This window comes from Actinomycetospora succinea, assembly GCF_004363095.1.
GTDB classification, from domain to species: domain Bacteria; phylum Actinomycetota; class Actinomycetes; order Mycobacteriales; family Pseudonocardiaceae; genus Actinomycetospora; species Actinomycetospora succinea.
In genome coordinates, this window is record NZ_SNYO01000003.1 from 265,808 (window position 1) to 290,773 (window position 24,966).

A 24,966-nucleotide genomic window follows, 5' to 3' on the forward strand; every position below is an offset into this window, starting at 1 on the left:
GTCCCCCACCGTCACTCGTCGTCGCCGCGACCCCGGGTGTAGCGCTTGACGCGGCTGTAGCTGATGAGCTCGCCGTCCGCGTCCATCTCGGCCTCGTACGTCGCGAGGATGTCCGCAGTCTCGGGGATCTTGCGGCTCTCGACCACTTCGAGGCCCACGACGAAGCCGTCGCCGGTGCGCTTGACCGACGTGATCGTCTCGGTCTCCTTGCCGCTCATCTCCTGCACCTGCTCGGCCGCCCACCGCGCGATCTTGCGAGCGGGGATCTTCTTCGGCTCGGGCTCGGGCTCGGGTTCCGGTTCGGGCTCGGGTTCCGGCTCCTCGGCGACGTCCTCGTCGTCGTCCTGGTCCTCGTCGACGTCGTCCTCGTCCAGGTCCTCGGGCTCCGGTGCGGGCTCGGGCTCCGGCTCCTCGCGCCGGCGGCGCCGAGGACGCTCCTGGTCCGACGGTTCCGGGGCGTCCTCCGCCGGGCGGCGACGACGGCGCGGGCGCTCCTCGTCCGCGGTGTCGTCGCCGGCGGGGCGACGGCGTCGCCGCGGCCGTTCCTGGTCCGCCGACTCGCCGCTGCCCGTGCTGTCCGCACCGGCCGCCGACCTGCGGCGACGTGGACGTTCCTCACCGTCGCCCGCGTCGTCGGACGGCCGACGCCGACGCCGCGGCTTCTCGTCCGCGCCGTCCGAGCCCTCGTCCGACGGCCGACGGCGACGCCGGGGCCGTTCCTGGTCCGCCGACTCGCCGCTGTCCGTGCTGCCCGCACCGGCCGCCGACCTGCGGCGACGCGGACGTTCCTCACCGTCGCCCGCGTCCTCCGGCGGCCGACGGCGACGCCGCGGCTTCTCCTCGCCGTCGGTGTCCGCCGACGAACGCCGGCGGCGCGGCTTCTCCTCGCCGTCGGTGTCCGCCGAAGAACGCCGGCGGCGCGGCTTCTCCTCCGCGGCATCCTCCGAACCCTGGCCGGTCGACCGACGACGCCGCGGCTTCTCCTCGGCCTCGCCGTCCGCCGGCCGGCGTCGCCGGCGTGGCTTCTCCTCGGCGTCGGGGTCGGCCGGCTTCCGCCGGCGGCGCGGCCGTTCCTCGCCCCCGGACTCGGGCGCGGCGCCGTTGCCGTTGCCGTTCGACCGGCGACGGCGGGGACGTTCCTGGTCGGTGAGCGGGGGGTCGTCCTCGGTCGTGTCGTCGGCCGCCGTCTCACCGTCGGCGGAGCGCGTCACGCGCCACCCCCGCCGCCCACGAGGCGCTGCAGCAGGACCTCCTGCTGCTCGTCACGGTCGCTCTCGGTGATCTCGCCGCGCTCGAACGCCGCGTCGAGCTCGTCGATCTGGGCGCGGATGACCGCGGGGTCGTTCATCTGGTGGTCGACCTGGTCGGCGATCTTCTCGCCCACCCAGGCCACCCCGCGGACGGGCGCCAGGGGCAGGAGCAGCAGCTCGGTGAAGAAACCCACGTCGTGCCGGCCCTCAGGCCTGGGCTTCTTCGGGGGCGTCGAACTCCGGCAGGAAGTCGAACGCCGCCGTCGGGCCGACGAGACGCAGCTCGATGCGCCCGGACCACGCGTCGCCGAGCTCGTCGACGGCCCGCTCGAAGTCGCTGCGGTGGTCGGTGCGGATGAGGAACGCGAGGTGCACGGCCCCGTTCTCGCCGCCCGCCTCCTTGACCTCGGTCGCCACCGCGAACTTGGAGAGCGCGTCGACGGACGCCTGGGCGTCGTCGGCGCGCAGCTGGTCCATGGCGTTCGAGATCGCCTCGCCGAGCTTGATGCGGTCGTAGTAGCTGGCGTCCTCGTCGACCCCGGCGATCTTCTCGCGCAGGGTCTGGATGCGCGGGTCGGCCTCGACGATGCGCGTCAGCACCGCGTTCTGGTCGTAGTCGCCGCGCAGCCGGAACTCGAGGTGGCCCTCGAGCTGCTCGAGCGCCCGGACGAAGTAGTCCTGGTGCGGCTTGAGCAGCTCCTCGGCGACCGCGTCGTCGTCGGTGACGACGGCCCCGAACCGCATCGGGAGCACCGGGGTGTCCTGGGCGATGGCGTTGAGCACCGCCTCGTGGGCCATGAGGTCCTTGCGGGTGCCCAGCGCCCGGTCGGAGGCGACGTCACTGACGACCGCGGCCAGCCGCCCCTCCGTGACGAGGCCCAGCTGGTTGCCGTCCTCGCCGTAGGGGATCGGGTCGAGCCCGTCGGGGATGCGCACCCCGGCCGGCACGATGCCGTAGATGTAGGACGCCCGGGCACTGCCCTGCGAGCTCTTCGCGGAGCTCTCGCTGGTGGTCACGCCGGCCTCCTTCACGCCTGCTCACGGCGGCTCTGGCGCTCACCGCGCACTTCGTCCCACTTCTCCTTGCCGGCGTCGAGCACGCCCTTGGTCTTGCCCTTCGCCCCGCCCTGCGTGGCGCCCTCGGTCATCCCGCCGACGACCTCGCCCAGGTCCTTGCCGCCCTTGGCGTGCAGGTCCAGGCGGTTGGTCGCCTCGGCGAACCGCAGGTAGGTGTCGACACTGGCCACCACGATGCGGGCGTCGATGGTGAGGATCTCGATCCCGACCAGTGACACCTTCACGAACGCGTCGATGACCAGACCCTTGTCCAGGATCAGGTCGAGGACCTCGGCGAGCCCGCCCTGCGGGTCCTTCTGCACGCCTCCGCCTTGCCGTTGGCTGACGGTCACCGTGCCCCCTCTCTTTGACGACGGGGCCGGCGCCGGCTCGTGCCGGCGCCGGGGTCGGGTCGTGTGACGGTCGGCCCGGCTGTGCGCTCAACCGGGATGCGATCAGGCCTGGTCAGGCCGGGGTGCTCTGACGGCGCGAGCGACGGCGGGGACGCTCCTCCTCGGCGGGCTCGTCGTCGGCGGGCTCGTCCTCGAGCTCGTCGTCGACCTCCTCGAGGTCCTCGTCGGCGACGTCCTCGTCGAGCTCGCCCTCGGCGTCCTCGTCGGACAGCTCGTCGTCGTACTCGTCCTCGAGCTCGTCGTCGTCGAGCTCCTCGTCCTCGGCGACCAGGTCGTCGTCCTCGTCCTCGTCCTGGTCCTCGAGGTCCTCGTCGGCGACGTCGTCGTACTCGTCCTCGTACTCGTCGCCCTCGTCCTCGGCGGCCCGCTGCTCCTCCTCGAGGGCCTCCTCGTGGGTCTTGACGACCTCACTGTCGCGGATCTCACCGCGCCAGCCCTCGAGCTCCTCGCGGTTGATCAGGGTGTCCATCATGACGTGGCGGCAGAAGTGCTTGAACTCCAGCCGCGCGCGGCGCCCGACCGCCCGCCAGATGTTGCCGGTCTTCTCGAAGAAGCCCTTCGGGTAGTACTCCATGATCAGGACGATGCGCGTGAGGTTCGGCGCGAGCTCGCTGAACGTCACGATGCCGTCCGCGGAGCCCTTGGCGCCCGACGAGACCCAGAGGATGTGGCTGTCGGGCACCTGCTCGCGGATCGTGGTCTGCCAGGAGCGCCGCGACCAGAACACCTTGGCGGTCCAGGTGACCTTCTCGTCGGACTCCTGGTTGACCGTCTCGACCTTCTTCATGAAGCTCGGGAAGTCGGCCATCTGGGTCCACTGGTCGTAGGCGACGCGCAGCGGCACCCCGACGTCCTGGACCTCGTAGATGTTCATGAACTTGAACTTGCCGCGACCGGTGTCGGAGCCACCGCCACCGCTACCGCCGCCGCTCTCGTCGCTGTCGTCGTCGCTGTCGTCGCCGCCCATGCCGAGCGCTCCCATGGCCTTGTCCTTGACGGCCGAGAGCCCGCCCTTGAGCGCGCCGCCCACGCCGCTGCCGCCCTGCAGCATCGACCCGCCGGCGCCCAGCGCGGACTGCAGGCCCACGCTCGGGTTCTCGGCGACGTCGGTGAGCTTGCTGGTCAGGCCCTCGACCTGGTCGAGGGCAGCACTGACGGCCCGGTCGCCGGCCGCCTTGAGCAGCGACGTCGCGGCCTGCTTGAGCCGGTCGGTCGGCAGCATGTCCGTGAGGGATCCCGACGACGAGTCGTCGGAGGCGTCCGCGTCCGGCCGGTGGCCGTTGGACGTGACGTCGGTGGCGGCCTCAGTCATCGCGCTTCGCCGCCGTCCGTCGCGAGCCGGAGCCGGCCGTCGCGCGGCTGCGGGTGCCGCCGCCCTCGGAGGAGGACGAGGTGGAGCGCGACCGCCCGCCCGAGGTGCTCTTGCGCGTCGAGCCGTTGCTCGCCCGCCCGGAGCCCGAGGAGGACGACCCCGACGACGAGGAGCCGCTGTCCTCCGACGACGCGCTGCGTCGACGGCGCTCACCGCCCGAGGAGCTGCCCGACGAGCCGCCCGAGGAGGACGACTTGGTGGAGCGCCGGCGCGAGGAGCCCGACGAGCCCGAGGAGCTCGCCGCGGGCGCGGTGGCCTCGGCGTCCTCGGTGTCGTCCTCGTCCGCGGTCTCCTCCGCGACGTCGACGCCCTCGTCGCCCGAGGCCTCGTCGGCGCCCTTCTTGCGACGTCCGCGGCCGGAGAGCCCGCGCGCCGTGTCGCCCACGGCGCCGCCGACGGCCCCGCCCGCGGTCGACGCCGCGTCACCGACGGCCCCGCCGGCCTGGCCGACGGCGTCGCCGGCCGCACCGGCGGTCTCGCCCACGGCCTGCCCGGCGGCGCCGGCGGCCTCCGTGGCGGGCTTGCCGAGGTTCTCGACGCGGTTGACGAGGTTGTCGGTCAGCGCCTCCATGCGGGAGCTCGCGACCGCGAGCGCCGCGTCTTTGCCCGCCTCCATCAGACGGCCACGCACCGCGCTGTCGAGCTTCTGGAGCTCCGGCGACGCCTGGACGAGCTTGGAGACCTGGCCGAGGATCGCCGCCGGGTCCGTGGAGATCTTCTTACCCGCGAGTGCACCACCCAGCATGATGGCCAACTTCATTTTCTTCGTACGGCCCAACAGATAGCCGCCGATGACCGCGAGGGCCAATTTCAGGCCGGTACCGGGCACCGTGCACCTCCGAACGGATTTGGTCTCACCTCCGCGGTGGACCACAGCCCGCCGCCATCGTGCGGGACATTACCGCTCGCCGTTCTCGAATGCGCTAGACCGGGAAGATCAAATTATTCGTGGTCCGTTCGACCCAGTTGTCGATCACGGAAGCACGAAGCGAGGTCACGCATTCAGCCGTCACACCGACGGCCAAAACCTCGCACCCGTTCTTCGCGACGAAGTTCGACGTTTTGCCACATTCCTCTGCGCTGAATGCGTCATGTCCGTACACCCTGCGGTCGTGTGACGACACAGCGACATCACGACCGGGCACGGACGGCCCGTGCCCTGCTCCCTCGCTCGGCGTTGTTGATCCCGCCGTCCGAGGGCACGAGACATGCCCGGGACGGCGCAACCGCCCGACCGACTGATGCCGGACAGCGATCAGGGCCCGGCGGCGCGTCAGTCGGTGTCGGCGGCGCGCACGACGGCGTCCACGGCGCGCCGCATCGCCTGCCAGGCCCGCACCCGTGCGCGGGCGATCCGGGTCCCCAGAATGGTGAGCCGGTAGCGCCGTCGATCGGTGTCGACGCGTTCGACGAGTCCGTGTCGCGCGAGGTGGTGCAACGTGCGCTGGATCGTGGTCGGCGGCGCCGCCAGGCCGCCCGCACTGTCGTCCCGCAATCTCGTCGCGAGTTCGCGTCCGTCCGCGGGACCGCGGCGCAGCGCGACGAGGACGAGCAGTTCCACGTGCTCCTGGGACGTGACGCGCACCGAGCCCCAGCGCCGGTTCGCGACGCCCGCGGTGCGCGTCCCCGACGCCGCCGGGGCGGTCCCGCGCCGGCGGGCGCGCGGGGCGGGCACGAGGTCCGCCGGGGTCTCCTCCGGCGCGGCCTCCTCGACCGGGGTCCCGGCCTCGGCCGCGGCGTCTTCGGCCGGCCCGGGGGCCGCCCCGCCGGTCTCGTCGGCGGCGTCGTCCGGGCCGTCCTCGGCCGGCTCGGCTGGCTCGGCCGCTTCCGCGTCGTCGGAGGTCTGCTCGGTGCTGCGCCGCGGGCGCGGCGGCAGGAGGCCGCGCAGGCTCGACGTCGCGGGACGCCCGAACGCGCTGCTGAGGTCGGAGCCCTCGGAGGGCTCGGCGGCGAAACTGGGCTCGGCGGTCACGGGGTGGCCTCCTGGTCGGGGCGGGCGCCCGGGATCGTGGACCCCGTCGCGGACTCCTCGGTGGCGCGCAGCAGCGTGAGCAGCTCCACGCCGAGGTCGCGGTAGTCACCGGCGACGCTCGCGGCGGTCGGCGACAGGCGGCGGGCGCTGCCGCCGCCGCCCTCGCGCAGGGCCGCCCACCAGGCCGGCTGCGCCGCGACCTCCTGCTCGAGCTCGTGTGCGAGCCGCCCGAGCCTGCGGGCGTCCTGCGCGGTGCGCTCGGCGTGGCGGATCGAGGTCGTGAACAGCGGCGAGTGCCCGCCGAAGGCCTCCTCGACGGCCTCGCGGACCTCGGCGTGCACCACGCGGGACCGCGAGCCGGTCGCGAACAGCACGGCGCCGAGCAGCCCGAGGTCGGGGTTCAGCTCGCGGGCCAGCGCGAAGCGCTCGCCGACCAGCCGCATCCCGACGAGGCCCCCGCCGTCCGACTTCGTCGGCATGAGCACCCAGCGGGCCGCCGCGAGCGCGAGGTCGGTGAGGATCGTCGTCTCGGGCGGGCAGTCGATGAACACCAGGTCGTAGTCGCCGGCGACGGGGGCGAGGACCTCGGCGAGGGCCAGGAACGCCTCGCGCCCCTGCTCCTGGACCCGCGAGACCATCAGCGGCACGAGGTCGACCAGCCGCGCCCCGCCCGCGACCACGTCCAGCCCGGGCCGCACGCCCTCGACCGGCCGCAGCGGCGTGCCCGCGACCACCGACACGAGCAGGCCGGCGCCCCGGTCGTCGGCGGGCCCGTCGCGGAAGCCGAGGTCGTCGGCGAGGTTGGCCTGCCGGTTGAGGTCGACGAGCAGACAGCGGTACCCGGCGGCGGCGAACTGGCCCGCGAGGTTCGCGACGAGCGACGTCTTCCCGACCCCGCCCTTGTCGTTGACCATCGCGACGGTCCGTGTGAGCGCCTCGCGGTCGATGCCCGGCGGCGGGTCCTCGGGCGGGAGCGGGGGCACCGGCTCGACCGGTCGGACGGCGCGCGTGCCACGACGTCGGCCGCTGGAGCTGCGGGCGGCGCGACCCGCCGGTCCGGTCATGCGGCGAGGGTGCGTCCCGGCTCCCGCCCCGGCAAGGCCGACACCCGCGACGCCACCCGCTTGGCTCTGCACGGCCGCAGGGACGGGACGCCATCGGCCCAGCACGTTGCGGCGGACGGCGCGACGGCGTCACCGCCCGTGCCCGTCGTCCTCCTGCTCGTAGACGTCGGGGACGTCGTCGCGGTCGAGGTCGACGCGCTCGCGCTCGTGGATGCGCCGGTGCACCCGGTTGCGGTACCGGAGGACCACGGTGGCGAGCAGCGCGGCGAGCAGGGACGCCGTCAGCACGCCGATCTTCACGTGGTCGTCGGCGGCCGAGCCGGTGCCGAACGCGAGCTCGCCGATGAGCAGGGACACCGTGAACCCGATGCCCGCCAGGAGCGAGAGGCCGAGGACGTCGGACCAGGCGAGGTCCTCGGAGAGCTCGGCGCGGGTGACCCGCTGGACGAGCCAGGTCGCGCCCATGATGCCGACGACCTTGCCGCCGACGAGACCGGCGACGATCCCGAGGGTGATCGGGTCGCCGAACGCGGCGGCCAGGCCACCGCCGACGACCGTCACGCCGGAGGCGAAGAAGGCGAAGACCGGCACCGCCACCCCGGCCGACAGGGGCCGCCAGCGGTGCTCGAAGTGCTCGGCGAGCCCGGGCCCGGGGCCCTCCTTGCGCCGGATCACGGGGACGGCGAAGCCGAGCAGGACGCCGGCCACCGTCGCGTGCACCCCGGACTCGTGCACGAGGACCCACGTCAGCACGGCCAGCGGCAGCAGCAGCCACCACGAGCGGACCCGCCGCTGCACGAGGACGGTGAACGCCGCGAGCGGGAGCAGCGCGAGGAGCAGCGGGACGATCTCGAGGGTGTCGGTGTAGAAGACGGCGATGATCGTGATGGCGAGCAGGTCGTCGACGACGGCCAGCGTGAGCAGGAACGTGCGCAGCGCGTCGGGCAGGCTCGAGCCGATGAGGGCGAGCACCGAGACCGCGAAGGCGATGTCGGTGGCGGTCGGGATCGCCCACCCCGGCGCGCCCGGTCCGCCGAGGTTGATCGCGGTGTAGATCAGCGCGGGGGCGATCATGCCGCCGACCGCGGCGGCCACCGGCAGCAGCGCGCGCGAGGGCGAGCGAAGGTCGCCGGCCACGAACTCGCGCTTGAGCTCCAGGCCCGCGACGAAGAAGAAGATCGCCAGCAGGCCATCGGCGGCCCACGTCGCGAGGGTGAGGTCGAGGTGCAGCGCGGCCGGGCCGACCCGCAGCTCCGAGAGCGCGGTGTAGGCCTCCCGCCACGGGGTGTTGGCCCAGACCAGCGCCGCCGCGGCGCCGACGAGCAGCAGGATCCCGCCGACCGTCTCGCGCCGCAGGATGTCGCCGATCCGGCTGGTCTCGGACCACGAGCGGCGGGCGAACAGGCGGGGTGTCGAGCGGGTCACGAACGGTCCTCCGGCGGGCAGGCGGCAGCGACTGCCGACCAGACTTCCCGGCGCACCGGGACCGACCCTACGACACCACCTACGAGCAGACGGTGTTCGGCGGCGGGAGGGTCGTGTCCACGAGGTAGCGGTTGACCGCGTCGTCGACGCACGGGACGCCGTTCGTGTAGACGGTGTGGCCGTCGCCCCGGTAGGTCAGCAGCGCCGAGCCCGGCAGGCGCCCGGCCAGCGCGACGCTGTTCTGGTACGGCGTCGCCGGGTCGTTCGTCGTGCCCAGGACGAGCATCGGCGGACCCGTGTAGCCCTCGAGCGGGGTGAGCGGCTGCTGCGGTGCCGGCCAGTCCGCGCAGGTCAGGCCGCTGACGAGCACGTTGCCGGAGAAGTGCGGGGCACGGATCTCGGTCGCGCGGGCGGCGTCGAACACCTGCGCGTCCTCGGTGGGCCACGCGTTGTCCAGGCAGGTCACCGCGTTGTAGGTGTCGGAGTTGCTGCCCCGGAAGTACGCCGTCGCCAGCGCGCGCATCGGCGTGCCGTCGCCGCGGTCGGCGGCCGCGAGGGCCTGGGCGAGCTGCGGCCAGCTCTCCTTGCTGTAGAGCGGGTAGACGACGCCGATCTCCAGCAGGCCCGCCGACAGGGGCGTCGTGCCGGCCACGGGCAGCGGCGCGGCGGTGACGCGGGCGCGCACGCGGTCGAGGGTGCCGATCGGGTCGGCGCGCACCGGGCAGGTCGGTGTGAGGCGGCAGTCGGCGTCGAACTGGCGCAGCGAGTTCTCGAAGCTCTCGGCCTGCGCGGAGTCCAGACCCGGCTTGGACACGTCGACGACGCCGTCGAGCACGATCGCGCGCAGGCGGTCCGCGAAGAGCTGGGCGTAGGTCTGGCCGATCGAGGTGCCGTACGAGAAGCCCAGGTAGTTGATGCGCTCCTCGCCGAGCGCCTCGCGGATCCGGTCCATGTCGCGGGCGACGTTGCGGGTGCCGAGGTGCGGCAGCAGGTCGCGGTAGCGCTCACCGCACGCCGCGTCGTACCGGTCGACGGCCTCGTTGGTGGCCGCCTCGTCGGCGGGGTCGCCCGGGTCGGGGTCGCCGGCGTACGGGGTGTCGGGCCCGAGCGGGCAGCGCAGGTCGGTGCTGCCCCCGACGCCGCGCGGGTCGAACCCGATGACATCGAAGCGGTCGGTGACCTCCGGGGGCAGCACGCCGGCCTGGACGATCTCGATGCCCGAGCCCCCGGGCCCGCCGGGGTTGACGAGCAGCACGCCGAGCTTGGCGGCCTGGTTCGTGGCCGGCCGCTTCGCGATGGCGATCGACATCGTCGGCCCGGTGGGGTTCGCGTAGTCGACCGGCACCGCCACCGACGCGCACTGCAGCCCGGCCTGGCACGGGGCGAAGCGGGCCGCGCCGCTCGGGTCCGGTGGCGGCGCCGGGGTGGCGGACGGCGTCGAGGACGACATCGGGATCGGCGGCACCCCGGGCTCCGGGCCGCGTGCACAGCCCGCGAGCGCCAGCGCCGCGGCGGCCACGACCACCAGCCCCCGTGCCCGTCGCCGGACACCGGGCCGGGCGTGCGGTCGCGCCATGTGCCACTCCTGCCGTCCCCCGAACGCCCGATTGCGCCGGGCGGCCCATCATGCCGGGCCGCTCGACGGAGCTGCGCGCGGCTCCGTCGTCACCGCGTTCACAGCGTCTTCACGCTGCGTGGGCGGCTTGTCCCCCGCCCGGCGTGGTTTGACCGGGTCCCGAGCGTCGACCCTCCGGACATGCAGGGCCCCGCGGACGCCGGAACGCGCAGCGTGGTGCACGAGGTCGCCCACGAGGTCGTCCGCGCCGCCGACCTGCGGGCGCTGCGGACCGAGGTCGTCAACTGGGTGCGCGGCACCGCCGAGGCCTCCGGGCAGCCGGCAGAACCCGCGCTGACCGAACGCCTGGAGGACGTGGCGACCGCCTTCTACGAGGCGCTGACCAACGTCGTCGACCACGCCTACCCCGAGGGCGCGGGCCCCGTCCACGTCACCGCCCGGCTCTCCGTCACGGGGACGCCGTGGCTCGAGATCGCCGTGTCCGACCGCGGCGGCTGGCGCCCGCCGCCCGCCGACCCCGGCCACCGCGGCCGGGGCCTGCTGCTGCTCTCCGGGCTCACCGACGGCCATGACCTGCAGCACGAACGGGAAGGGACCCGGGTGCGGCTGTGGTGGCACCGGTCACCGTGAGCTGGCTACCGTCCCTGCCCATGAGGACACCCGAGCTGGTGCTCGTGCCCGCGCTCGTGGGGCTCCCGGCGGCGCAGGCCCACGAGGTCGCGATGGCCGCCCGGGTGGTGGCCGTCGACCCGGACCCGGACACGCCGCCCACCGTCGAGGGCACCGTGACGGCCCAGCAGCCCGAGCCCGGCACGCGCGTGCCCGCCGGCGAGGCCGTGACCATCTGGGTGGAGCCCGACTCGGGCGGCGGCGGAGGGGGCGGCGGCAACATGCCGCGCATCGAGCCCGACAAGCCGCTCGACGGCGCGGGCGCCAACTGACCCCCGGACGGTGAAGGCCCGCGGGACGGTGGGTCGGGGGTCCACCGCCCCGCGGGGCCACCCGGGATGTCGTCCGCCGGGAGAGCCGCGTTACGGGTCGCGTGGGATCCGGTGCCGATCGGGCACACCCGCGGGGTCGTTTCCCGCACCCGGAGGTGTCCGACCGTGAAGATCGGTTACAAGCTGATCGCCGAGGCGTACTCGCCCGCCGAGATGGTGCGCCAGTGCGTGCGCGCCGAGGAGGCCGGCTTCGACTTCGTCGAGATCTCCGACCACTACCACCCGTGGGTCTCCGAGCAGCAGCACTCGGGCTTCGCCTGGTCGATGCTCGCCGCGATGGCCGCGAAGACGGAGCGGATCGAGCTGGCCACGGGCGTGACCTGCCCGTTCATCCGCTACCACCCGGCGATCATCGCCCAGGCCGCCGCGACCACCCAGCTGCTCGCCGACGGCCGGTTCACCCTCGGCGTCGGGTCCGGCGAGCGCCTCAACGAGCACGTGGTCGGGCAGGGCTGGCCCGCGGTGCACGTGCGGCACCAGATGTTCCGTGAGTCCCTGGAGATCATCCGGCTGCTGTGGCAGGGCGGTTACCAGAGCTACGAGGGCAGGCACCTCACGCTCGAGGACGCACGCGTCTTCGACCTCCCCGAGCAGCTGCCGAAGATCGTCGTGGCGACGGGCGGGGAGCGGGCCTCGGCGCTGGCCGCCGAGCTCGGGGACGGCATCTTCACCACCGAGCCGCGCACCGACCTCATCGAGGCGTTCACCGCCGCCGGCGGGCAGGGACCGCGCTACACCGAGGTCCCGATGGCCTACGCGCCGACCGAGGACGAGGGCGCCGAGTCCGCCCGCCGCCTGTTCCGCTTCGGGGTCACCGGCTGGAAGGTGCAGTCCGAGCTGCCGAACCCGATCAACTTCGACGCCGCGACGGCCTACGTCACCACCGAGGACATGCGGCAGGCGTTCGGGTGCGGCCCCGAGGTGAAGACGCAGCTCGCGGCCGCGCAGCCGTTCGTCGACGCGGGCTACGACCACCTCGCGCTGATCAACGCGGGCACCGACGTCGACGGGTTCTTCGACCACTTCACCGCCGAGCTGGCCGAGCCCCTGCGGGCGCTGACGCCGTCGAGCTGAGCACCGCCGTACCCTCGATCGCGGGCATTCGACGTGAACGGCCCGTGTGAGGGAGGAACAGCATGACCGCGGTGTCGGCCCCGTCCACCGGCGAGGGGACGGCCGAGGATCCCGGCACCCAGGCGCGGCGCCGGCGCACGTTCGCGGTGATCAGCCACCCGGACGCCGGCAAGTCCACGCTCACCGAGGCGCTGGCGCTGCACGCCGAGGTCATCTCGGCCGCGGGCGCCGTGCACGGCAAGGGCGGGCGCAAGGGCGTCACGTCCGACTGGATGGACATGGAGCGCGAGCGGGGCATCTCGGTGACCTCCGCGGTGCTCCAGTTCGCCTATCGCGACCAGGTCATCAACCTGCTCGACACCCCCGGCCACGGCGACTTCTCCGAGGACACCTACCGGGTGCTCGCCGCCGTCGACGCCGCGGTGATGCTGCTCGACGCCGCGAAGGGCCTCGAGCCGCAGACCCTCAAGCTCTTCGACGTCTGCCGCGACCGCGGGGTGCCGGTGCTGACGTTCGTCAACAAGTGGGACCGCCCGGGCCGCGAGGCGCTCGAGCTGGTCGACGAGGTCGAGCAGACGATCGGCCTGCGCCCGATGCCGATCACCTGGCCGGTCGGCATCGCCGGCGACCTGCGCGGCCTCGTCGAGCGCGCCGACGGCACCATGCACCGCTTCACCCGCACCGCGCACGGCGCGTCGCGGGCGACCTCGGAGGTGCTCGACGCCGACCGCGCGGCCGCCGAGGAGGGCCCGGACTGGGAGCGCGCGACCGAGGAGCTGGCGCTGCTCGACGAGATCGGCGCCGGGTTCGACGACCAGGCGTTCCAGGCGGGCACCGCGACGCCGGTCATGTTCGGGTCGGCGCTGTCGAACATCGGCGTGGCCCGGCTGCTCGACGCGCTCGTCGAGCTGGCCCCGCCGCCCGGACCGCGCCCCGACCAGAAGGGCGAGCCCCGCCCGGTCGACGCCCCGTTCTCGGGGCTGGTGTTCAAGGTGCAGGCCTCGATGGACAAGTCGCACCGCGACCGCGTCGCGTTCGTGCGCATCTGCTCCGGGCGCTTCGAGCGCGGCATGGTGCTCACCCACGACGCGACCGGGCGCCCGTTCGCCACCAAGTACGCGCAGGCGATGTTCGGCCGCGACCGCTCCACGATCGACGAGGCGTTCCCGGGCGACATCGTCGGGCTGGTCAACGCCACGGCACTGCGGCCCGGCGACACCCTGTGGGCCGACGAGCAGGTCACGTTCCCGACCATCCCGAGCTTCGCCCCCGAGCACTTCGCGGTGTGCCGGGTGGCGGACATGTCGAAGACCAAGCAGTTCCGCAAGGGCATCGAGCAGCTCGACTCCGAGGGCGTCATCCAGGTGCTGTCCTCGGACCTGCGCGGCGACCAGGCGCCGGTGCTGGCCGCGGTCGGGCCGCTGCAGTTCGAGGTGGTGTCGGCGCGCCTCGCCGACGAGTTCGGCGCCCCGGTGAAGCTCGACCGCCTCGACTACACGCTCGCGCGCCGGACCGACGAGGCCGGCGCCACGGCGCTGCGGGGCGCGGTGGGGATCGAGGTGCTCACCCGCCGCATCGACGGGGAGATGCTCGCGCTCTTCCCGCACAAGTGGCGCCTGCAGGCCGTCGCGCAGAACAACCCGGACATGCTGCTGGCGCCGCTGGTCGCCGAGGGGGTCTGACCCGCCTCACGCCACCACTGGACGCGGCGCCGCACGTCGGCAGATCACGCGACGGAGGAGCGTGAACTGTCGAACCGGCTTGCCGCGAGGCTAGGCGGGCAGGCGGCGCGGAGGCAGCGCCTCGTTGATCGTCTTGCTGGTCGCCTCGGGGTCCGCGACCTCGATGACGACGCGGTGGTACGGGTCGCCGCGCAGGTAGATCGCGAGCAGGCTCTCCGCGCGCCGCACCATCCAGAGCTGGCGGCGCTCACCCACGCCGTACGAGCCGGCGCGCAGCACGCGCGGCACGCTGACGCCGGGCAGGTGGACGCGCGGGCTCGCCGTCACCGCGTCGCGCCGCGCCATCGGCCGGGCCAGCAGCACCCGGCTCAGCGGCAGGTACACCCCGCGGCAGCACGCCCAGACGCGGTCGGTGCCGGTGAAGCGCACGACGACGCCGTCCGCGGTGACGCGGATCTGGACCGCCATGTCTCACCTGCCTCGTGCGGACGGGCCGGGCACCGCGAACGGCGCAGGACGGGGACCGGACCCCACACGTGCCTCCGGACGGCGGCACGACCTGGTCCGGGGCACAGCCGGGCTCAGGAGAGGCGGTCGTTCTTCGCCGCGGCCTCTTCGTAGGCGCGCTCGGTGGCGCGCTGGGCGTCCGCGAAGCCCTTCTGCACGGCCTGGGTGCCGTCCGTGTGCGCCTCGCGCACGGCCTGCTCGGCGTCGCGCGCGGCCTGCGCCAGGGCACGCTCGGCCTCGGCGGCCGCGTCGGCGACGGAGGAGGCGTCGGTGGACCCGGACGGGGCGCCGGACGGGGAGCTCGACGTGGTGGCGCCGGAGGGGGAGCCCGACGGCGTGCTCGACGGGACGGGCGCCGTCGTGTCGGATCCCGCCCCGCTCGGCGTGGCGCCGGGCGTCCCGGTGCCCGCGGCGGGCATGCTGTCCCGGTCGGTGAGCTCGTCGGACTCGGGCCGGCGGTGCTGGGCCGACCGGTCCCCGGTCAGCTCGTCGGATCCCACGGGGGACCCGAGGGGACGCTCGGCGTCGTCGGTTGCGCTCACGGCACGACCTCCGGACTCTCGCGCGGACGGCCGCGCGCCGGGCCTGCTGGAGGCGCGGCACCCAACCCCCCGATCGGCTTCGGTGCCGCGACAGCATGGCAGGCCACGACCCGATCGGCCCGGGCACCCTCCCCGGGAGCGCTCCCGGAAACCCCGATCGACGTGCGTGTGAGCCGAGCGGGTGTTCGTCGCCACCCGGACGGAGGAGCGCTCTCCGGGCACTGATGATCGACGCCCGACGGCGGAGCGCGGTGGCCGACGCGGCGATGACACGATGGCGTGGACGGACGTCGTGACGAGCGGAGAGTCGACGTGAACAGCACCGACCCGGGGACCAGCGGTCCCCCGGTGCCCGAGCAGGCGCGGTTCTGCGCGCGCTGCGACGGGCCCGTGGGTCGGGGCCGCTCGGGTCGCCCCGGGCCGGAGCGCGGCACGTGCCCGTGGTGCGGGGCCGCGTACGACGTCCGCCCCGACCTCGCGGCGGGCGCCGAGCTCGTCGGCCGCGCGGACCGCTACCGCGTGGAGGCGCCGCTCGTGCGCGGCGCGCGCGGCTGGTCCTACACCGCGCGGTGCGGGTCCGACGGCGCCCTGGTCGTGCTCGGCAGGCTCGAGGGTCCCGACGGTCCGGCCGCGGGCGCGCTGGCCGTCGAGGAGACCGAGGTGCTGCTCGCCCTCGACGTCCCCGGGCTCGTGCACGCCCGCGACGTCGTCCACGCCGACGGGCGGGACGGCGCGGTCCGCCTGCTCGTGCTCGACCACGTGCCCGGCGAGGTGCTCTCCGCGTCGCGCCCCTGCCCGCCCGCCGAGGCCCTCGACGCCGTGCTCGGCGCCGTGCCCCCGCTCGCGGCGCTGCACCGCCACGGCCTGCTGCACGCCGACCTCAACCCCAGCAACCTGCTGCGCGGTCCGGGCGGGATCACGGTCCTCGACCTCGGCAGCGTGCGGCGCCTCGGCGACCGCGAGAGCGACGTCTGGGCCACCACCGGCTTCGTCGCCCCCGAGATCCACCCCGGCGGCCCCGGCCCGTCGGTGGCCTCCGAGGTCTTCGCGCTCGGGCGCACGCTCGCGGTGCTGCTCGCCGACTTCGACCACGTGCGCAACCACGCCCTGCGCCTGCCCGACCCCGCCGGCGTGCCCGTGCTGCGCGACGACCCGGACCTGGTGGCGCTGCTCGCCCGGGCCACCGACCCGGACCCCGCCCGCCGGCACCCCGGCGTCGAGGCGTTCGCCGGGGAGGCGCGGCGCGTGCGGACCCGCTATCCCGCGAGCGACACCGGGATCTACACCGCCCGTCCGGGCGACTCCGGCGTGGGGGTCGGCGTCCTGGTCGGGGCACACCCGGACAATGGCCCCACCCGACGCGGCGGGGGCCGTTCGGCCGGCGCCGCCGGCGACCCCCGCGACGCCCGAGGAGCACCGATCCCGTGATGGAGATGGCCGGGACCGGCGGCGGGCCGCTGGTCGAGCGCACCGACCTGCGCGCCGAGCTCGCCGAGGGCACCCCGCCGCCGTGCCCGCAGTGCGGCGAGGAGGCGCCCCCCGCCCCGGACGGCACGTGCCCGACCTGCGGCATCCAGCGTCCGGTGCTGCGCGACCACGTCGAGCTGGTCCTGGGCGACGCCGCCGCGATCACCGACCGGGGCCTGCGCCGGCGCCGCAACGAGGACGCCGTCGAGCTCGGCCGGCGCGTCGAGGGCGACGGCGAGGACCGGATCGAGACCTGGGTGGCCGTGGTCTGCGACGGCGTGGCGTCCGCGCGCCGGGGTGACGAGGCCTCCCTCGTCGCCGTCGGCGCGGCCGTGGGTGCCGCGCTGGAGACGGCGGCCGCGCCGGCCACCCCGCCCACCGGCTTCCCGGCGATCTCCACGCACGGCACGGGCCCGGTCGCCACCGGGTCCGGCGAGGTCACGGACTCCGCGACCACGGCGGAGACGCCGACCGGCAGCGGCCGTGCCGGCACCGGCGTCTCCGGCGAGCTGGACGCACTGGCCACCGCCGCGTCGGCCGCCGCCGCGACGGCCGCCGCCGACCTCGGGCTCGGCGGCGGCGACAGCCCCGCCTGCACCTACGTCGCGGCCGTGGTGCGCGGCGGCGAGGCCGTCGTGTCCTGGATCGGGGACAGCCGCGCCTACTGGCTGGCGGACGACGGCTCGTCGCGCCTGCTCTCCACCGACGACTCCTGGGCCGAGGAGATCGCCAACGCCGGGATCATGTCGCGGGAGGAGGCCGCCCGCGATCGCCGGGCGCACGTCCTGACCCGCTGGCTCGGCCGTGACGCCCCGAGCGGCCCGGCGCACGCCCGCCGGGTGCGGATCGGCGTGCCCGGCGTGCTGCTGCTGTGCAGCGACGGGCTGTGGAACCACCTGCCCGACCCCGAGATCCTCGCCCGGCTCGCGCGGCCCGCCCTGGGCGGGACCTCGGCGGCGGAGAACGTCGACCCCGACGGCGTCCCGGACCACCCGGCGCTCGCCGCCGCGGCCGCACTGCTCGCCGCCGCGCTCGACGACGGCGGCAGCGACAACGCCACGATCGCCCTCGTCCCGATCGCGCCGCCGGCGGGTGCGCCCGACCGCCCCTCGGTGACGGTGGACGGGCGCGGCCCGGACGAGCGCACCGGGCCCATCCCGCTCGACGGGGAGGGTGTGGTCGACCGGTGAGCGACGATCCCCCTGCCGATGCCCCTGCCGATGTCCCTGCCGACGCCCCCGCCGAGGTCCCGGGCGGTGCGTGGGTCGTCACCGTGTGGGCCGACCGCGACTACCACGACCTCGTCCTCGCCCGGCGCGGTCCCGACGACACGACCTCGCCCGGCGAGTTCCCCGCCGACGTCGAGCCCCGGGAGGTCCGCCTCGTCGCCGAGGAGACCCGGGTCGGGCGCGGCGGCGATCCCGCGGCCCGCCCCGAGATCGACCTCGGCGAGCGCGACCCGGGCGTCTCGAAGCTGCACGCCGTGCTCCTGGCCCTGCCCCGCGACCGGTGGGTCGTCATCGACGCGGGGTCGACCAACGGCACGACCCTCAACTACGCCGAGGACCCGCTGACGCCGGACACCCCGGTCGCGCTGCGCTCCGGCGACCGGATCCACGTCGGCGCGTGGACCACGCTGACCGTCGAGCGGCGCTGAGTGTCAGCGGCCGCCGAGCGGGATCGGACCCGTCGGCGCGTCCCAGGAGACGACGGGCGCGGCCGGCCCGACGAGCGCGCGGGTGATCACCAGCCGCGCCGCCAGGAAGCTCACCGGCAGCGCGAGCGCGGCCGCCACGAGGGGCGCCAGGCGCTCGTCGACCCCGAGGTGCACGAGACCGACGACCCCGACCGTCGTGGCCAGGATGTTGACGACCTGCGAGGCCGGGTAGAGCAGGAACCGCGTCCACGTCGGGCGCACCCGGAACGTGAACCGGCAGTTCAGCAGGAACGACACGACCATCGCCGTGCCCAGCCCGACGACGTGCGCGACCAGGTAGCCGGCGTGGGGGTGCGCCAGCAGGTAGGTGCCGTAGTAGGTGGCCGCGTTGGCCAGCCCGACCAGGCCGTAGCGCACGAGGCCTCCGAGGAGCTCGCGCACCGGCCGGGAGGTCACTAGTGCGCCATCGCCGTGTAGACCGCGAGGCCCATGAGCACGACCCAGACCAGGCCGAGCACCTGCAGCACACGGTCGCCGAGCACGATCTCCTCGGGCTCGCCGCCGTTGCCGCCGTCGACGTCGACCGCGTAGCGCAGCACGGCGATGACGAACGGCACGACCGAGACGATCGCCCAGGTCGACGGCGCCGAGGGCAGCCGGCCGGGCACGGCGGTGACGCCGATGCCGAACGCCCACAGCCCGTAGGCCATGATCACGATCGTGGCCGAGAGCGACCACACGAAGCGCAGGTAGGACGCCGAGTAGCGCTCGAGCGACTTGCGGATCTTCGCGCCGGTGCGCTCGGAGAGCCGCATCTCGGCGTAGCGCTTGCCCGACGCCATGAACAGCGAGCCGAACGCCATCGTCAGCAGGAACCACGGCGAGAGGTACAGCCCGGCCGCGGCACCACCGGCGATCGCCCGCATGAGGAAACCGGACGAGACGATGCAGATGTCGATGACGGGCTCGTGCTTGAGCCACAGGCAGTACGCCAGCTGCACCACGATGTAGATGCCGGTGACCAGCGCGAGGTCCGGGTCGGCGACCAGGCTGACCGCGATCGCCCCGGCGAACAGCACGATGCCGGTGACGACCGCGAGGGTCGGCGGCACGACGCCGGCGGCGATGGGGCGGTAGCGCTTCTTCGGGTGCGCGCGGTCCGCCTCGACGTCCTTGGTGTCGTTGATCAGGTAGACGCCGGACGCGGCGAGCGAGAACGCGACGAACGCGAGCGCGACGTCGGGCAGCACCGAGAGGTCGAGCAGCCGACCGGCCGCGAACGGCGCGGCCAGGACCAGGACGTTCTTGACCCACTGGCGCGGGCGCATCGCCTTGAGCAGGCCGAGCGGCACCGCGACCGGGCGCGGCCGGTTCGTGGTGACCGGAGCGGGCTCCGGGGTGGCGTCGGTGGTGCTCCCGACGTCCGTGGTGGTGTCGGTGCCCTCCGTGCCCTCCTGCTCGCGGGCGGGGCTGGGCGGCGTGACGGGTGTCATGCGGTCCTCCAGCGGCCGATCGAGCCCCGGCGCACGAGACGGCGCACGCCCAGGGCGCACGCCGTACCGAGCACCGTGCCCGCCAGCACGTCGGTCGGGTAGTGGACGCCCAGCACCAGGCGCGAGAGCGCCATGCCGGGCACGAGTGCGCTCGCGGCCCCCACCCCGGGACCGCCGACGAGCCCGGCGTAGAGCAGGGCGGCGGCGGTGGTGGACGAGGCGTGCGAGGACGGGAAGCTCAGGCGGCTGGGCGTGCCCACGTGGACGGCCACCCGGGGGTCGTGGGGCCGGCGGCGGCGCACCACGCGCTTGACGACGATCGAGGCGCCGTGGGCGGCGACGACGCCCCCGACGGCCGTGGCCCACTGCCGCCGGCGCGGGACGTCGAGCGCCGCGCCGAGGGCGCCGAGGGCGATCCACCCGGCGGCGTGCTCCCCGAAGAACGACATCGCCCGGGCCGCGTCGACCACCGGCGGGGTGCCGATGCGGCGCTGGACGGTCCGCAGGACCGCGACCTCGCCCCGGGCCGGGCCGACGGTGACGTCGGGTCCCTCGGCACGATCGAGCACGTGGTCGTCCCTCCTGCCGGCGAGGATGTCCTGATCGGGCTCCGGCGCGGAATCTTACGCGGGCCTTGACAACGACCCCTGCAGTGGTCCATCGCGCCACGCGGGGCAGTGGTTCGACGGATCTCCCCGGCGGGGAGCTCAGAACCACCTCTCCAGGACGGACGCGACACCGTCGTCGAGGTTGCTCCCGGTGACCTCGTCCGCGACGTGGAGCACATCCGGGTGGGCGTTGGCGACCGCGACGCCGTGGCCGGCCCACCGCAGCATCGCCAGGTCGTTGGGCATGTCACCGAACGCGACGACCTCGGACGCGTCCACCCCGTGGTGTGCCGCGGCGCGCTCCAGACCGTGGGCCTTGTCGACCCCGCGGACCGAGCACTCGAGCAGCCCGCCGCCCGCCGAGTACGTGACGTCGACGAGGTGCCCGACCGCCTCGATCGCCGCGCGGGCCATGTCCGCGCTGGTCAGCGTGGGGTGCCGGGCCAGCACCTTGATCACGGGCTCGCCCAGCAGGTCGCCCGGCGCGACGCGGCGGTGGTCGGGGTGCGGCCAGGCGTGCACGTACGCCGACTCGGAGACGAACTGGTGCTCGCGGCGGTCGAAGGCGCCCTCGCCGACCCGCTCCACCGCGATCCCGCAGCCCGGGACGGCCTCGCGCAGCCCGTCGGTCACCTCGGCGAGGGCGTCGGTGTCGAGGGTCTCGGCGGCGAGGACCCGGTCGGTGGCGGCGTCGTAGAGCACCGCGCCGTTGGCGGCGACGGTCAGCGCGTGCACGCTGAGCGCCTCGCAGACCCGGGGCACCCAGCGCGGCGGGCGGCCGGTGGCGAGCACGAGGGGCACGCCGGCGTCGACCATCCGCCGGATGACGGCCCGCGTGCGCGGCGAGGGGTCCTCCCCGTCGCCGAGCAGCGTCCCGTCGACGTCGGTGGCGACCAGGCGGGGGCTCTGCACACCTCCACTATGGCCTCCGGCCAGGTGAGCGATATGGGTCGCCATGGCGACCCATATCGCTCACCTGCGGGTACCCGCCTCGATGACCACGATCGACACGCTGCTCGAGGAGTCCGGCCGCACGTTCGCCGACGAGGCCGGCATCACGCTCAAGGACGAGCCGGCACCGCTCTACCGCCTGCTCGTGCTCAGCGTCCTGCTCTCCAGCCGCGTGCAGGCCCAGCTCGGCACGCGGGCCTGCCGCGAGCTCGTCGACTCCGGGTTCGGCAGCCCCGGGAAGATGCGGGACGCGGAGCGCTCGGCGGTGCACGACGCCCTGGAGCGGGCGAAGTTCCTCAGCAAGGACCAGACCACCGACGCGCTGCAGCAGGGCGCCGAGCTCGTCGCGGACCGCTGGAACGGCGACCTGCGCGGGATGCGCGAGGCCGCCGACGGCGACGTCGACGCCCTGCGCGGGTACCTCACCGAGGTCCCGCGCCTCGGGCCGGTCGGCGCGTCCATCTTCGTCCGCGAGGTGCAGGCCGTCTGGCCCGAGTTCCGGCCCCACCTCGACGAGAAGGCCCTCGACGCGGCCGCGGCGCTCGGCCTGCCGCGCGACGCGGGGAAGCTCGCCGAGCAGGTCGCGGGCGACGACGTCGCCCGCCTCGCCGCCGCGCTCGTGCGGACCGACGTGCGCGCCGAGAGCTAACCGACCGCGCCCTGGTACTGCACGCCCACGTACTCCTCGCGCGCCAGCGTCGGCCCGCGCTCCCACCCGGACTTCGTGCGCTCGGTGGTCGTGAGCCCGTAGCGGCCGGTCGGGAGGTCGCGGACGACCATGTCCACGCGACCCCAGGGCTTCGCCGGCTCGCGGCCCGGGGCGACGGAGGTCGCGAGGCGGACGTAGGTGGCGCCGACGGTGTCGAAGCGCCACACGCCGCCGCGGAACTTGTTGTCCTGCAGCCCGTAGTACGCCGAGGTCAGGTCCTCGTCGGCGTGGATGCGGACCGTCGAGGGCGGCGCGATGCCGTCGTGCGAGGCGACCTGGTCGACGCAGGGCCACATGACGGCCGACATCTGGTCGACGAGCACGGGCTGCCCCTCGAGCAGCGGCCCGATGGGCTCCGGGCGGGCCAGGAAGGGCTGGGCCACGGCGAGGCGGTCGGTGCCGCGCGTCCCGGTGGAGTCGACGACCACGCGGACGAACGTCGGGTCGCCCGGCGAGTCGATCAGCGACACGGGGCGCTGCTGCCAGGTCCGGTCGTCCGCCTGCGGGAGGTAGTCGATCGAGGTCCGGCCGAGCACCCGCGGGTTCGCCGCGGGCCCGTCGCCGAACTCGACCGACACCTGCTCGTCGGGCGGGCCGGACTCGAGCATCGGCACGACGACGTCGGTGGCGCCGGTCCCGGCGGGCACCGGGTACCAGCCGGTGACCACCGTGCCGCGCCCGCTGGAGTCGTCGGTGGTGTCGTGCCAGACCCGTCCCAGGCCGGGGACCGGTTGCGGGGTCGGCGCCGCGGTGTCGTCGACGAAGTCCTCGGTGGTGACCGCCGGGGTGACGGGCGCGCCCAGCGGTGTCGGTGTCGGCATGAGGACGCTGACGTTGTCGCCGAGCCCGCAGCCCTGGCGCACCACGTCCTTGGCGTTGCCGAGCGCCACCGTCCAGCCCGGGTACTGGCGCACCGGGGCCAGCACCATGACCGCGATCAGGCCGACCACGACGCTCCCGCACGCGACGGCGAGCAGCGCGCGGTCGGGCTTGGGCCGGGGCAGGTCGCGGTCCGGCCAGCGCCGCAGCGACCACGCCGCCCACGCCGCCGCGAGCAGCGCCACCCCGATCCAGACGAGCGGGTTGCGCAGGAAGACCGGACCCAGGTGCGGCGCGAGCAGGTTCTGGCTCAGCGGCGTCGGGTAGGGGTCGGCGTGGTCGCCGAAGAACTGGCCGCGGTCGGTGTAGGGCCGCCACAAGTTCCAGCCGGCGTAGCTCACCGACGTCGCGATGACGAGCACCGCGACCCCGCCGACGGTGGCGAGCGAGCGGTCGTAGCGCGGCATCGGACCGCGCAGCAGCGCGAGCGCGATGAGCACGGTGCCCGAGGCCGCGATCACCGGGAAGTGCAGCACCCACTTGGTCGGGCTCGCCGCGACGAGCACGAACGCGAGCGCGGTGGTGGCCGCGGCGTGCAGCAGCACGCGGCGCAGGGCGTCGTCCTCCGGCCCGCTGCGCCCGCTGCCCGCCGCCACCAGCAGCGTCACCGCCAGCGTGATGAGGATCGGGGCCCGCTGTGCCCACGGCGTGCGGCCCGGCCCGAGCAGGGTCTGGTAGTGGACCAGCTCGTCGTACCAGGGGACGGTGTCGTAGTAGTACGCGTGCACCGCCGATGCCTCGATGACGTCGCCGAGCGACGCGTCGGCGAACGCCAGCGGGATCGCGATCGACGACGCCGCGGCGAGCACCACCACCAGGGCGAGCTGCGCGCGCCGCGGCGCGGCCATCATGTGTGGCCAGGCGCGCGGGATCTCCACCAGCAGCGGGGCGACCGCGACGAGCCCCGTCGGCGAGCAGGCCAGGGCGAGCGCCGCCGCCATGACCGCGCCGACGTGGAGGATCGGCGTACCGCGGTCCCGGGCGACCTCGACCAGCAGGATCACGACGACCGAGAGCAGCACGATCAGCGGCTCGGGGCGCAGCGTCAGCCCGAACGGCAGCCACCACAGCAGGTGGGCGATCAGCAGCGCCCACGGCACCCAGGCCCGGCGCACGGCGGTGCGGCGGGAGATCAGGACGAAGAACGCCCGCAGGAGCGTCCACGTCAGCAGGCCGAACAGCAGCGGCAGGCAGCGCTGCCAGACCAGCCCGAAGCCGCCGATCGCGCCCCACGCCTGCATCGCGTACTGCGAGGCGACGAAGGGGTTCTCGGTGACGTTGAACATGTAGACGGCGTTGCCGATGTAGCCCGCCTCGCCGGCGTCCCGCGCCATCAGCGGGTACCAGCTGTCGTCGAAGTTCATCGGGGCGACGAGCACCCAGCCCGCCGACACCGCGACGACGAGCCCGTCCGCCCAGGACAGGTGGCGACGCAGCCGCGCGGGCCACGTCCGCGGGGAGACCACGCCCCGGACCCCGCGCCAGCGCCCCTGCCGGTAGACGAGCACGAGCAGCACCGCGAGCGCGATCAGGTGGGCGACGAGCAGGGTCGTCTTCAGCGGGCCCGGGGTGGAGGCGTAGCGGTCGTCGGTGCGCACCGTGACCCCGAGGCCCGCCGACGCCGGCGTGCCGTCGGTGCTCGTCGAGAGCTGGGCCATGATCGGCGGGAGGACGTCGGCGCAGTCGCCGCACGCGAGCGGCAGCGGCGCGCCGTCCTGGGTGACCCGCAGGCCGGCCTCGTCGGCGGTGATCGCGAGGCGGCAGTCGCCGGCCGGGACCGGGCCGGTGGCCACCGTGCGTCCGGAGACCGTGAGGGTCGCGGCCGCGCCGGTCGAGGACAGCACCAGCCCGCCGCCGCGCGGGTCGCCGGGCAGGGTGCGCAGGACGTCGCCGCCGGCGCGCAGCGCGGAGCACGGCACGGTCGCCGCGAACCCGAGCGGGCGGGGCGGGTTGAGCGCGAGCTGCGTGGACAGCGGCGTGCCCGCGGCGGCCGCCGGGTCCGGCCAGGTCACGGTCGTGTCCTGCGCGGTGACCGGGGCGAGCGGGACGGCGATCCCGAGCAGGATCGTCAGCATCGCCCACACCAGGACGGCCTTCGCGCCCAGCCGCGGGGCCTCCGCGGGATCGTCGCCCCGGGGCGAGGTCTCGTCGGCGCGCACGAGGGTCGTCACCGGTCGCCTCGGCGGAGGCAGGTGACGGAGAGGTCGAACCGGGGAGTACGCACCGGGGTGGAGAATAAGTCGTGAAGGCCCCGTCAGAGGCCCGGGG

General features: G+C 74.8%; 25 protein-coding genes. 8 read left to right on the forward strand and 17 right to left on the reverse strand.

Annotated elements, in window-relative coordinates; translation table 11 throughout:
• Positions 1–11: 11 nt before the first annotated feature.
• The 10 genes from gvpO to EV188_RS12565 form a co-directional block, all read right to left on the reverse strand.
• On the reverse strand, positions 12–1,211 hold the full coding sequence (gene gvpO / locus EV188_RS12520) for a gas vesicle protein GvpO (RefSeq protein ID WP_133826603.1): 1,200 nt from the start codon (positions 1,209–1,211) through the stop codon (positions 12–14).
• A complete protein-coding gene (locus EV188_RS12525; RefSeq protein ID WP_133826604.1) occupies positions 1,208–1,444 on the reverse strand; it encodes a gas vesicle protein GvpG in 237 nt (78 codons plus the stop codon). Before EV188_RS12525 ends, gvpO begins: the two co-directional genes overlap by 4 nt.
• Before the next feature lie 13 nt (positions 1,445–1,457).
• Positions 1,458–2,267, reverse strand: a complete 810-nt coding sequence (locus EV188_RS12530; protein WP_166659859.1) for a GvpL/GvpF family gas vesicle protein — start codon at positions 2,265–2,267, stop codon at positions 1,458–1,460.
• Between the two features lie 11 nt (positions 2,268–2,278).
• The gene (gvpJ, locus tag EV188_RS12535) at positions 2,279–2,629 is read right to left on the reverse strand and encodes a gas vesicle protein GvpJ (RefSeq protein ID WP_243741651.1); all 351 of its coding nucleotides are present in this window, start codon (positions 2,627–2,629) and stop codon (positions 2,279–2,281) included.
• 142 nt (positions 2,630–2,771) lie between these two features.
• The gene (locus EV188_RS12540; RefSeq protein WP_133826607.1) at positions 2,772–4,031 is read right to left on the reverse strand and encodes an SRPBCC family protein; all 1,260 of its coding nucleotides are present in this window, start codon (positions 4,029–4,031) and stop codon (positions 2,772–2,774) included.
• Entirely contained in the window at positions 4,024–4,836 is an 813-nt protein-coding gene (locus tag EV188_RS12545) for a hypothetical protein (RefSeq protein ID WP_133826608.1), read from the reverse strand. The genes EV188_RS12540 and EV188_RS12545 overlap by 8 nt, the downstream gene beginning before the upstream one ends.
• A 528-nt stretch (positions 4,837–5,364) precedes the next feature.
• The gene (locus EV188_RS12550) at positions 5,365–6,063 is read right to left on the reverse strand and encodes a PadR family transcriptional regulator (protein WP_133826609.1); all 699 of its coding nucleotides are present in this window, start codon (positions 6,061–6,063) and stop codon (positions 5,365–5,367) included.
• Positions 6,060–7,127: a ParA family protein gene (locus EV188_RS12555; protein ID WP_133826610.1), complete on the reverse strand. Its 1,068-nt coding sequence runs from the start codon at positions 7,125–7,127 to the stop codon at positions 6,060–6,062. Before EV188_RS12555 ends, EV188_RS12550 begins: the two co-directional genes overlap by 4 nt.
• A gap of 129 nt (positions 7,128–7,256) precedes the next feature.
• A complete protein-coding gene (nhaA, locus tag EV188_RS12560; protein WP_133826611.1) occupies positions 7,257–8,552 on the reverse strand; it encodes a Na+/H+ antiporter NhaA in 1,296 nt (431 codons plus the stop codon).
• 79 nt (positions 8,553–8,631) lie between these two features.
• On the reverse strand, positions 8,632–10,128 hold the full coding sequence (locus tag EV188_RS12565; RefSeq protein ID WP_133826612.1) for an alpha/beta hydrolase: 1,497 nt from the start codon (positions 10,126–10,128) through the stop codon (positions 8,632–8,634).
• 180 nt (positions 10,129–10,308) lie between these two features.
• Between EV188_RS12565 and EV188_RS12570 the strand changes: the two genes are divergently transcribed.
• From EV188_RS12570 to EV188_RS12585, 4 genes are all read left to right on the forward strand, one after another.
• The gene (locus tag EV188_RS12570) at positions 10,309–10,758 is read left to right on the forward strand and encodes an ATP-binding protein (protein ID WP_133826613.1); all 450 of its coding nucleotides are present in this window, start codon (positions 10,309–10,311) and stop codon (positions 10,756–10,758) included.
• A gap of 20 nt (positions 10,759–10,778) precedes the next feature.
• A complete protein-coding gene (locus EV188_RS12575; protein WP_133826614.1) occupies positions 10,779–11,069 on the forward strand; it encodes a PASTA domain-containing protein in 291 nt (96 codons plus the stop codon).
• 165 nt (positions 11,070–11,234) lie between these two features.
• Positions 11,235–12,203 carry a TIGR03557 family F420-dependent LLM class oxidoreductase gene (locus tag EV188_RS12580; RefSeq protein ID WP_133826615.1) on the forward strand — a complete coding sequence of 323 codons (969 nt, stop codon included), beginning with the start codon at positions 11,235–11,237 and terminating at the stop codon, positions 12,201–12,203.
• A gap of 62 nt (positions 12,204–12,265) precedes the next feature.
• Positions 12,266–13,885: a peptide chain release factor 3 gene (locus EV188_RS12585; protein ID WP_133826616.1), complete on the forward strand. Its 1,620-nt coding sequence runs from the start codon at positions 12,266–12,268 to the stop codon at positions 13,883–13,885.
• A gap of 90 nt (positions 13,886–13,975) precedes the next feature.
• Here EV188_RS12585 and EV188_RS12590 read toward each other — a convergent pair whose 3' ends face one another.
• Complete coding sequence (locus tag EV188_RS12590; protein WP_133826617.1) at positions 13,976–14,353, reverse strand: hypothetical protein; 378 nt, start codon at positions 14,351–14,353, stop codon at positions 13,976–13,978.
• A 113-nt stretch (positions 14,354–14,466) separates the two neighbouring features.
• A complete protein-coding gene (locus EV188_RS12595) occupies positions 14,467–14,934 on the reverse strand; it encodes a hypothetical protein (RefSeq protein WP_133826618.1) in 468 nt (155 codons plus the stop codon).
• A gap of 312 nt (positions 14,935–15,246) precedes the next feature.
• Here EV188_RS12595 and EV188_RS12600 point away from each other — a divergent pair, with 312 nt between their 5' ends.
• Genes EV188_RS12600 through EV188_RS12610 form a run of 3 tightly spaced genes read left to right on the forward strand, consistent with a single transcriptional unit; the run spans position 15,247 to position 18,058 of the window.
• Positions 15,247–16,362, forward strand: a complete 1,116-nt coding sequence (locus EV188_RS12600) for a protein kinase domain-containing protein (RefSeq protein WP_166659860.1) — start codon at positions 15,247–15,249, stop codon at positions 16,360–16,362.
• Positions 16,362–17,591 carry a PP2C family protein-serine/threonine phosphatase gene (locus EV188_RS12605; protein WP_243741710.1) on the forward strand — a complete coding sequence of 410 codons (1,230 nt, stop codon included), beginning with the start codon at positions 16,362–16,364 and terminating at the stop codon, positions 17,589–17,591. The genes EV188_RS12600 and EV188_RS12605 overlap by 1 nt, the downstream gene beginning before the upstream one ends.
• Complete coding sequence (locus EV188_RS12610; protein WP_133826621.1) at positions 17,588–18,058, forward strand: FHA domain-containing protein; 471 nt, start codon at positions 17,588–17,590, stop codon at positions 18,056–18,058. The genes EV188_RS12605 and EV188_RS12610 overlap by 4 nt, the downstream gene beginning before the upstream one ends.
• Before the next feature lie 3 nt (positions 18,059–18,061).
• Here the strand turns inward: EV188_RS12610 and EV188_RS12615 are convergent, their stop codons facing one another.
• The 4 genes from EV188_RS12615 to EV188_RS12630 all read right to left on the reverse strand — a co-directional run bounded on the left by EV188_RS12615 (position 18,062) and on the right by EV188_RS12630 (position 21,071).
• On the reverse strand, positions 18,062–18,499 hold the full coding sequence (locus EV188_RS12615) for a GtrA family protein (RefSeq protein WP_133826622.1): 438 nt from the start codon (positions 18,497–18,499) through the stop codon (positions 18,062–18,064).
• Between the two features lie 14 nt (positions 18,500–18,513).
• A complete protein-coding gene (locus tag EV188_RS12620) occupies positions 18,514–19,551 on the reverse strand; it encodes a decaprenyl-phosphate phosphoribosyltransferase (protein WP_133826623.1) in 1,038 nt (345 codons plus the stop codon).
• Positions 19,548–20,120 carry a phosphatase PAP2 family protein gene (locus EV188_RS12625; protein ID WP_243741652.1) on the reverse strand — a complete coding sequence of 191 codons (573 nt, stop codon included), beginning with the start codon at positions 20,118–20,120 and terminating at the stop codon, positions 19,548–19,550. Before EV188_RS12625 ends, EV188_RS12620 begins: the two co-directional genes overlap by 4 nt.
• Before the next feature lie 138 nt (positions 20,121–20,258).
• Positions 20,259–21,071 (reverse strand): HAD family hydrolase, encoded by an 813-nt coding sequence (locus tag EV188_RS12630; protein WP_208114162.1) that lies wholly within the window; start codon positions 21,069–21,071, stop codon positions 20,259–20,261.
• Positions 21,072–21,153: 82 nt separating this feature from the next.
• Here EV188_RS12630 and EV188_RS12635 point away from each other — a divergent pair, with 82 nt between their 5' ends.
• Positions 21,154–21,759: an endonuclease gene (locus EV188_RS12635; RefSeq protein ID WP_208114163.1), complete on the forward strand. Its 606-nt coding sequence runs from the start codon at positions 21,154–21,156 to the stop codon at positions 21,757–21,759.
• Here EV188_RS12635 and EV188_RS12640 read toward each other — a convergent pair.
• Positions 21,756–24,869: an arabinosyltransferase domain-containing protein gene (locus EV188_RS12640; protein WP_133826626.1), complete on the reverse strand. Its 3,114-nt coding sequence runs from the start codon at positions 24,867–24,869 to the stop codon at positions 21,756–21,758. The genes EV188_RS12635 and EV188_RS12640 overlap by 4 nt on opposite strands.
• Between the last annotated feature and the right edge of the window lie 97 nt (positions 24,870–24,966).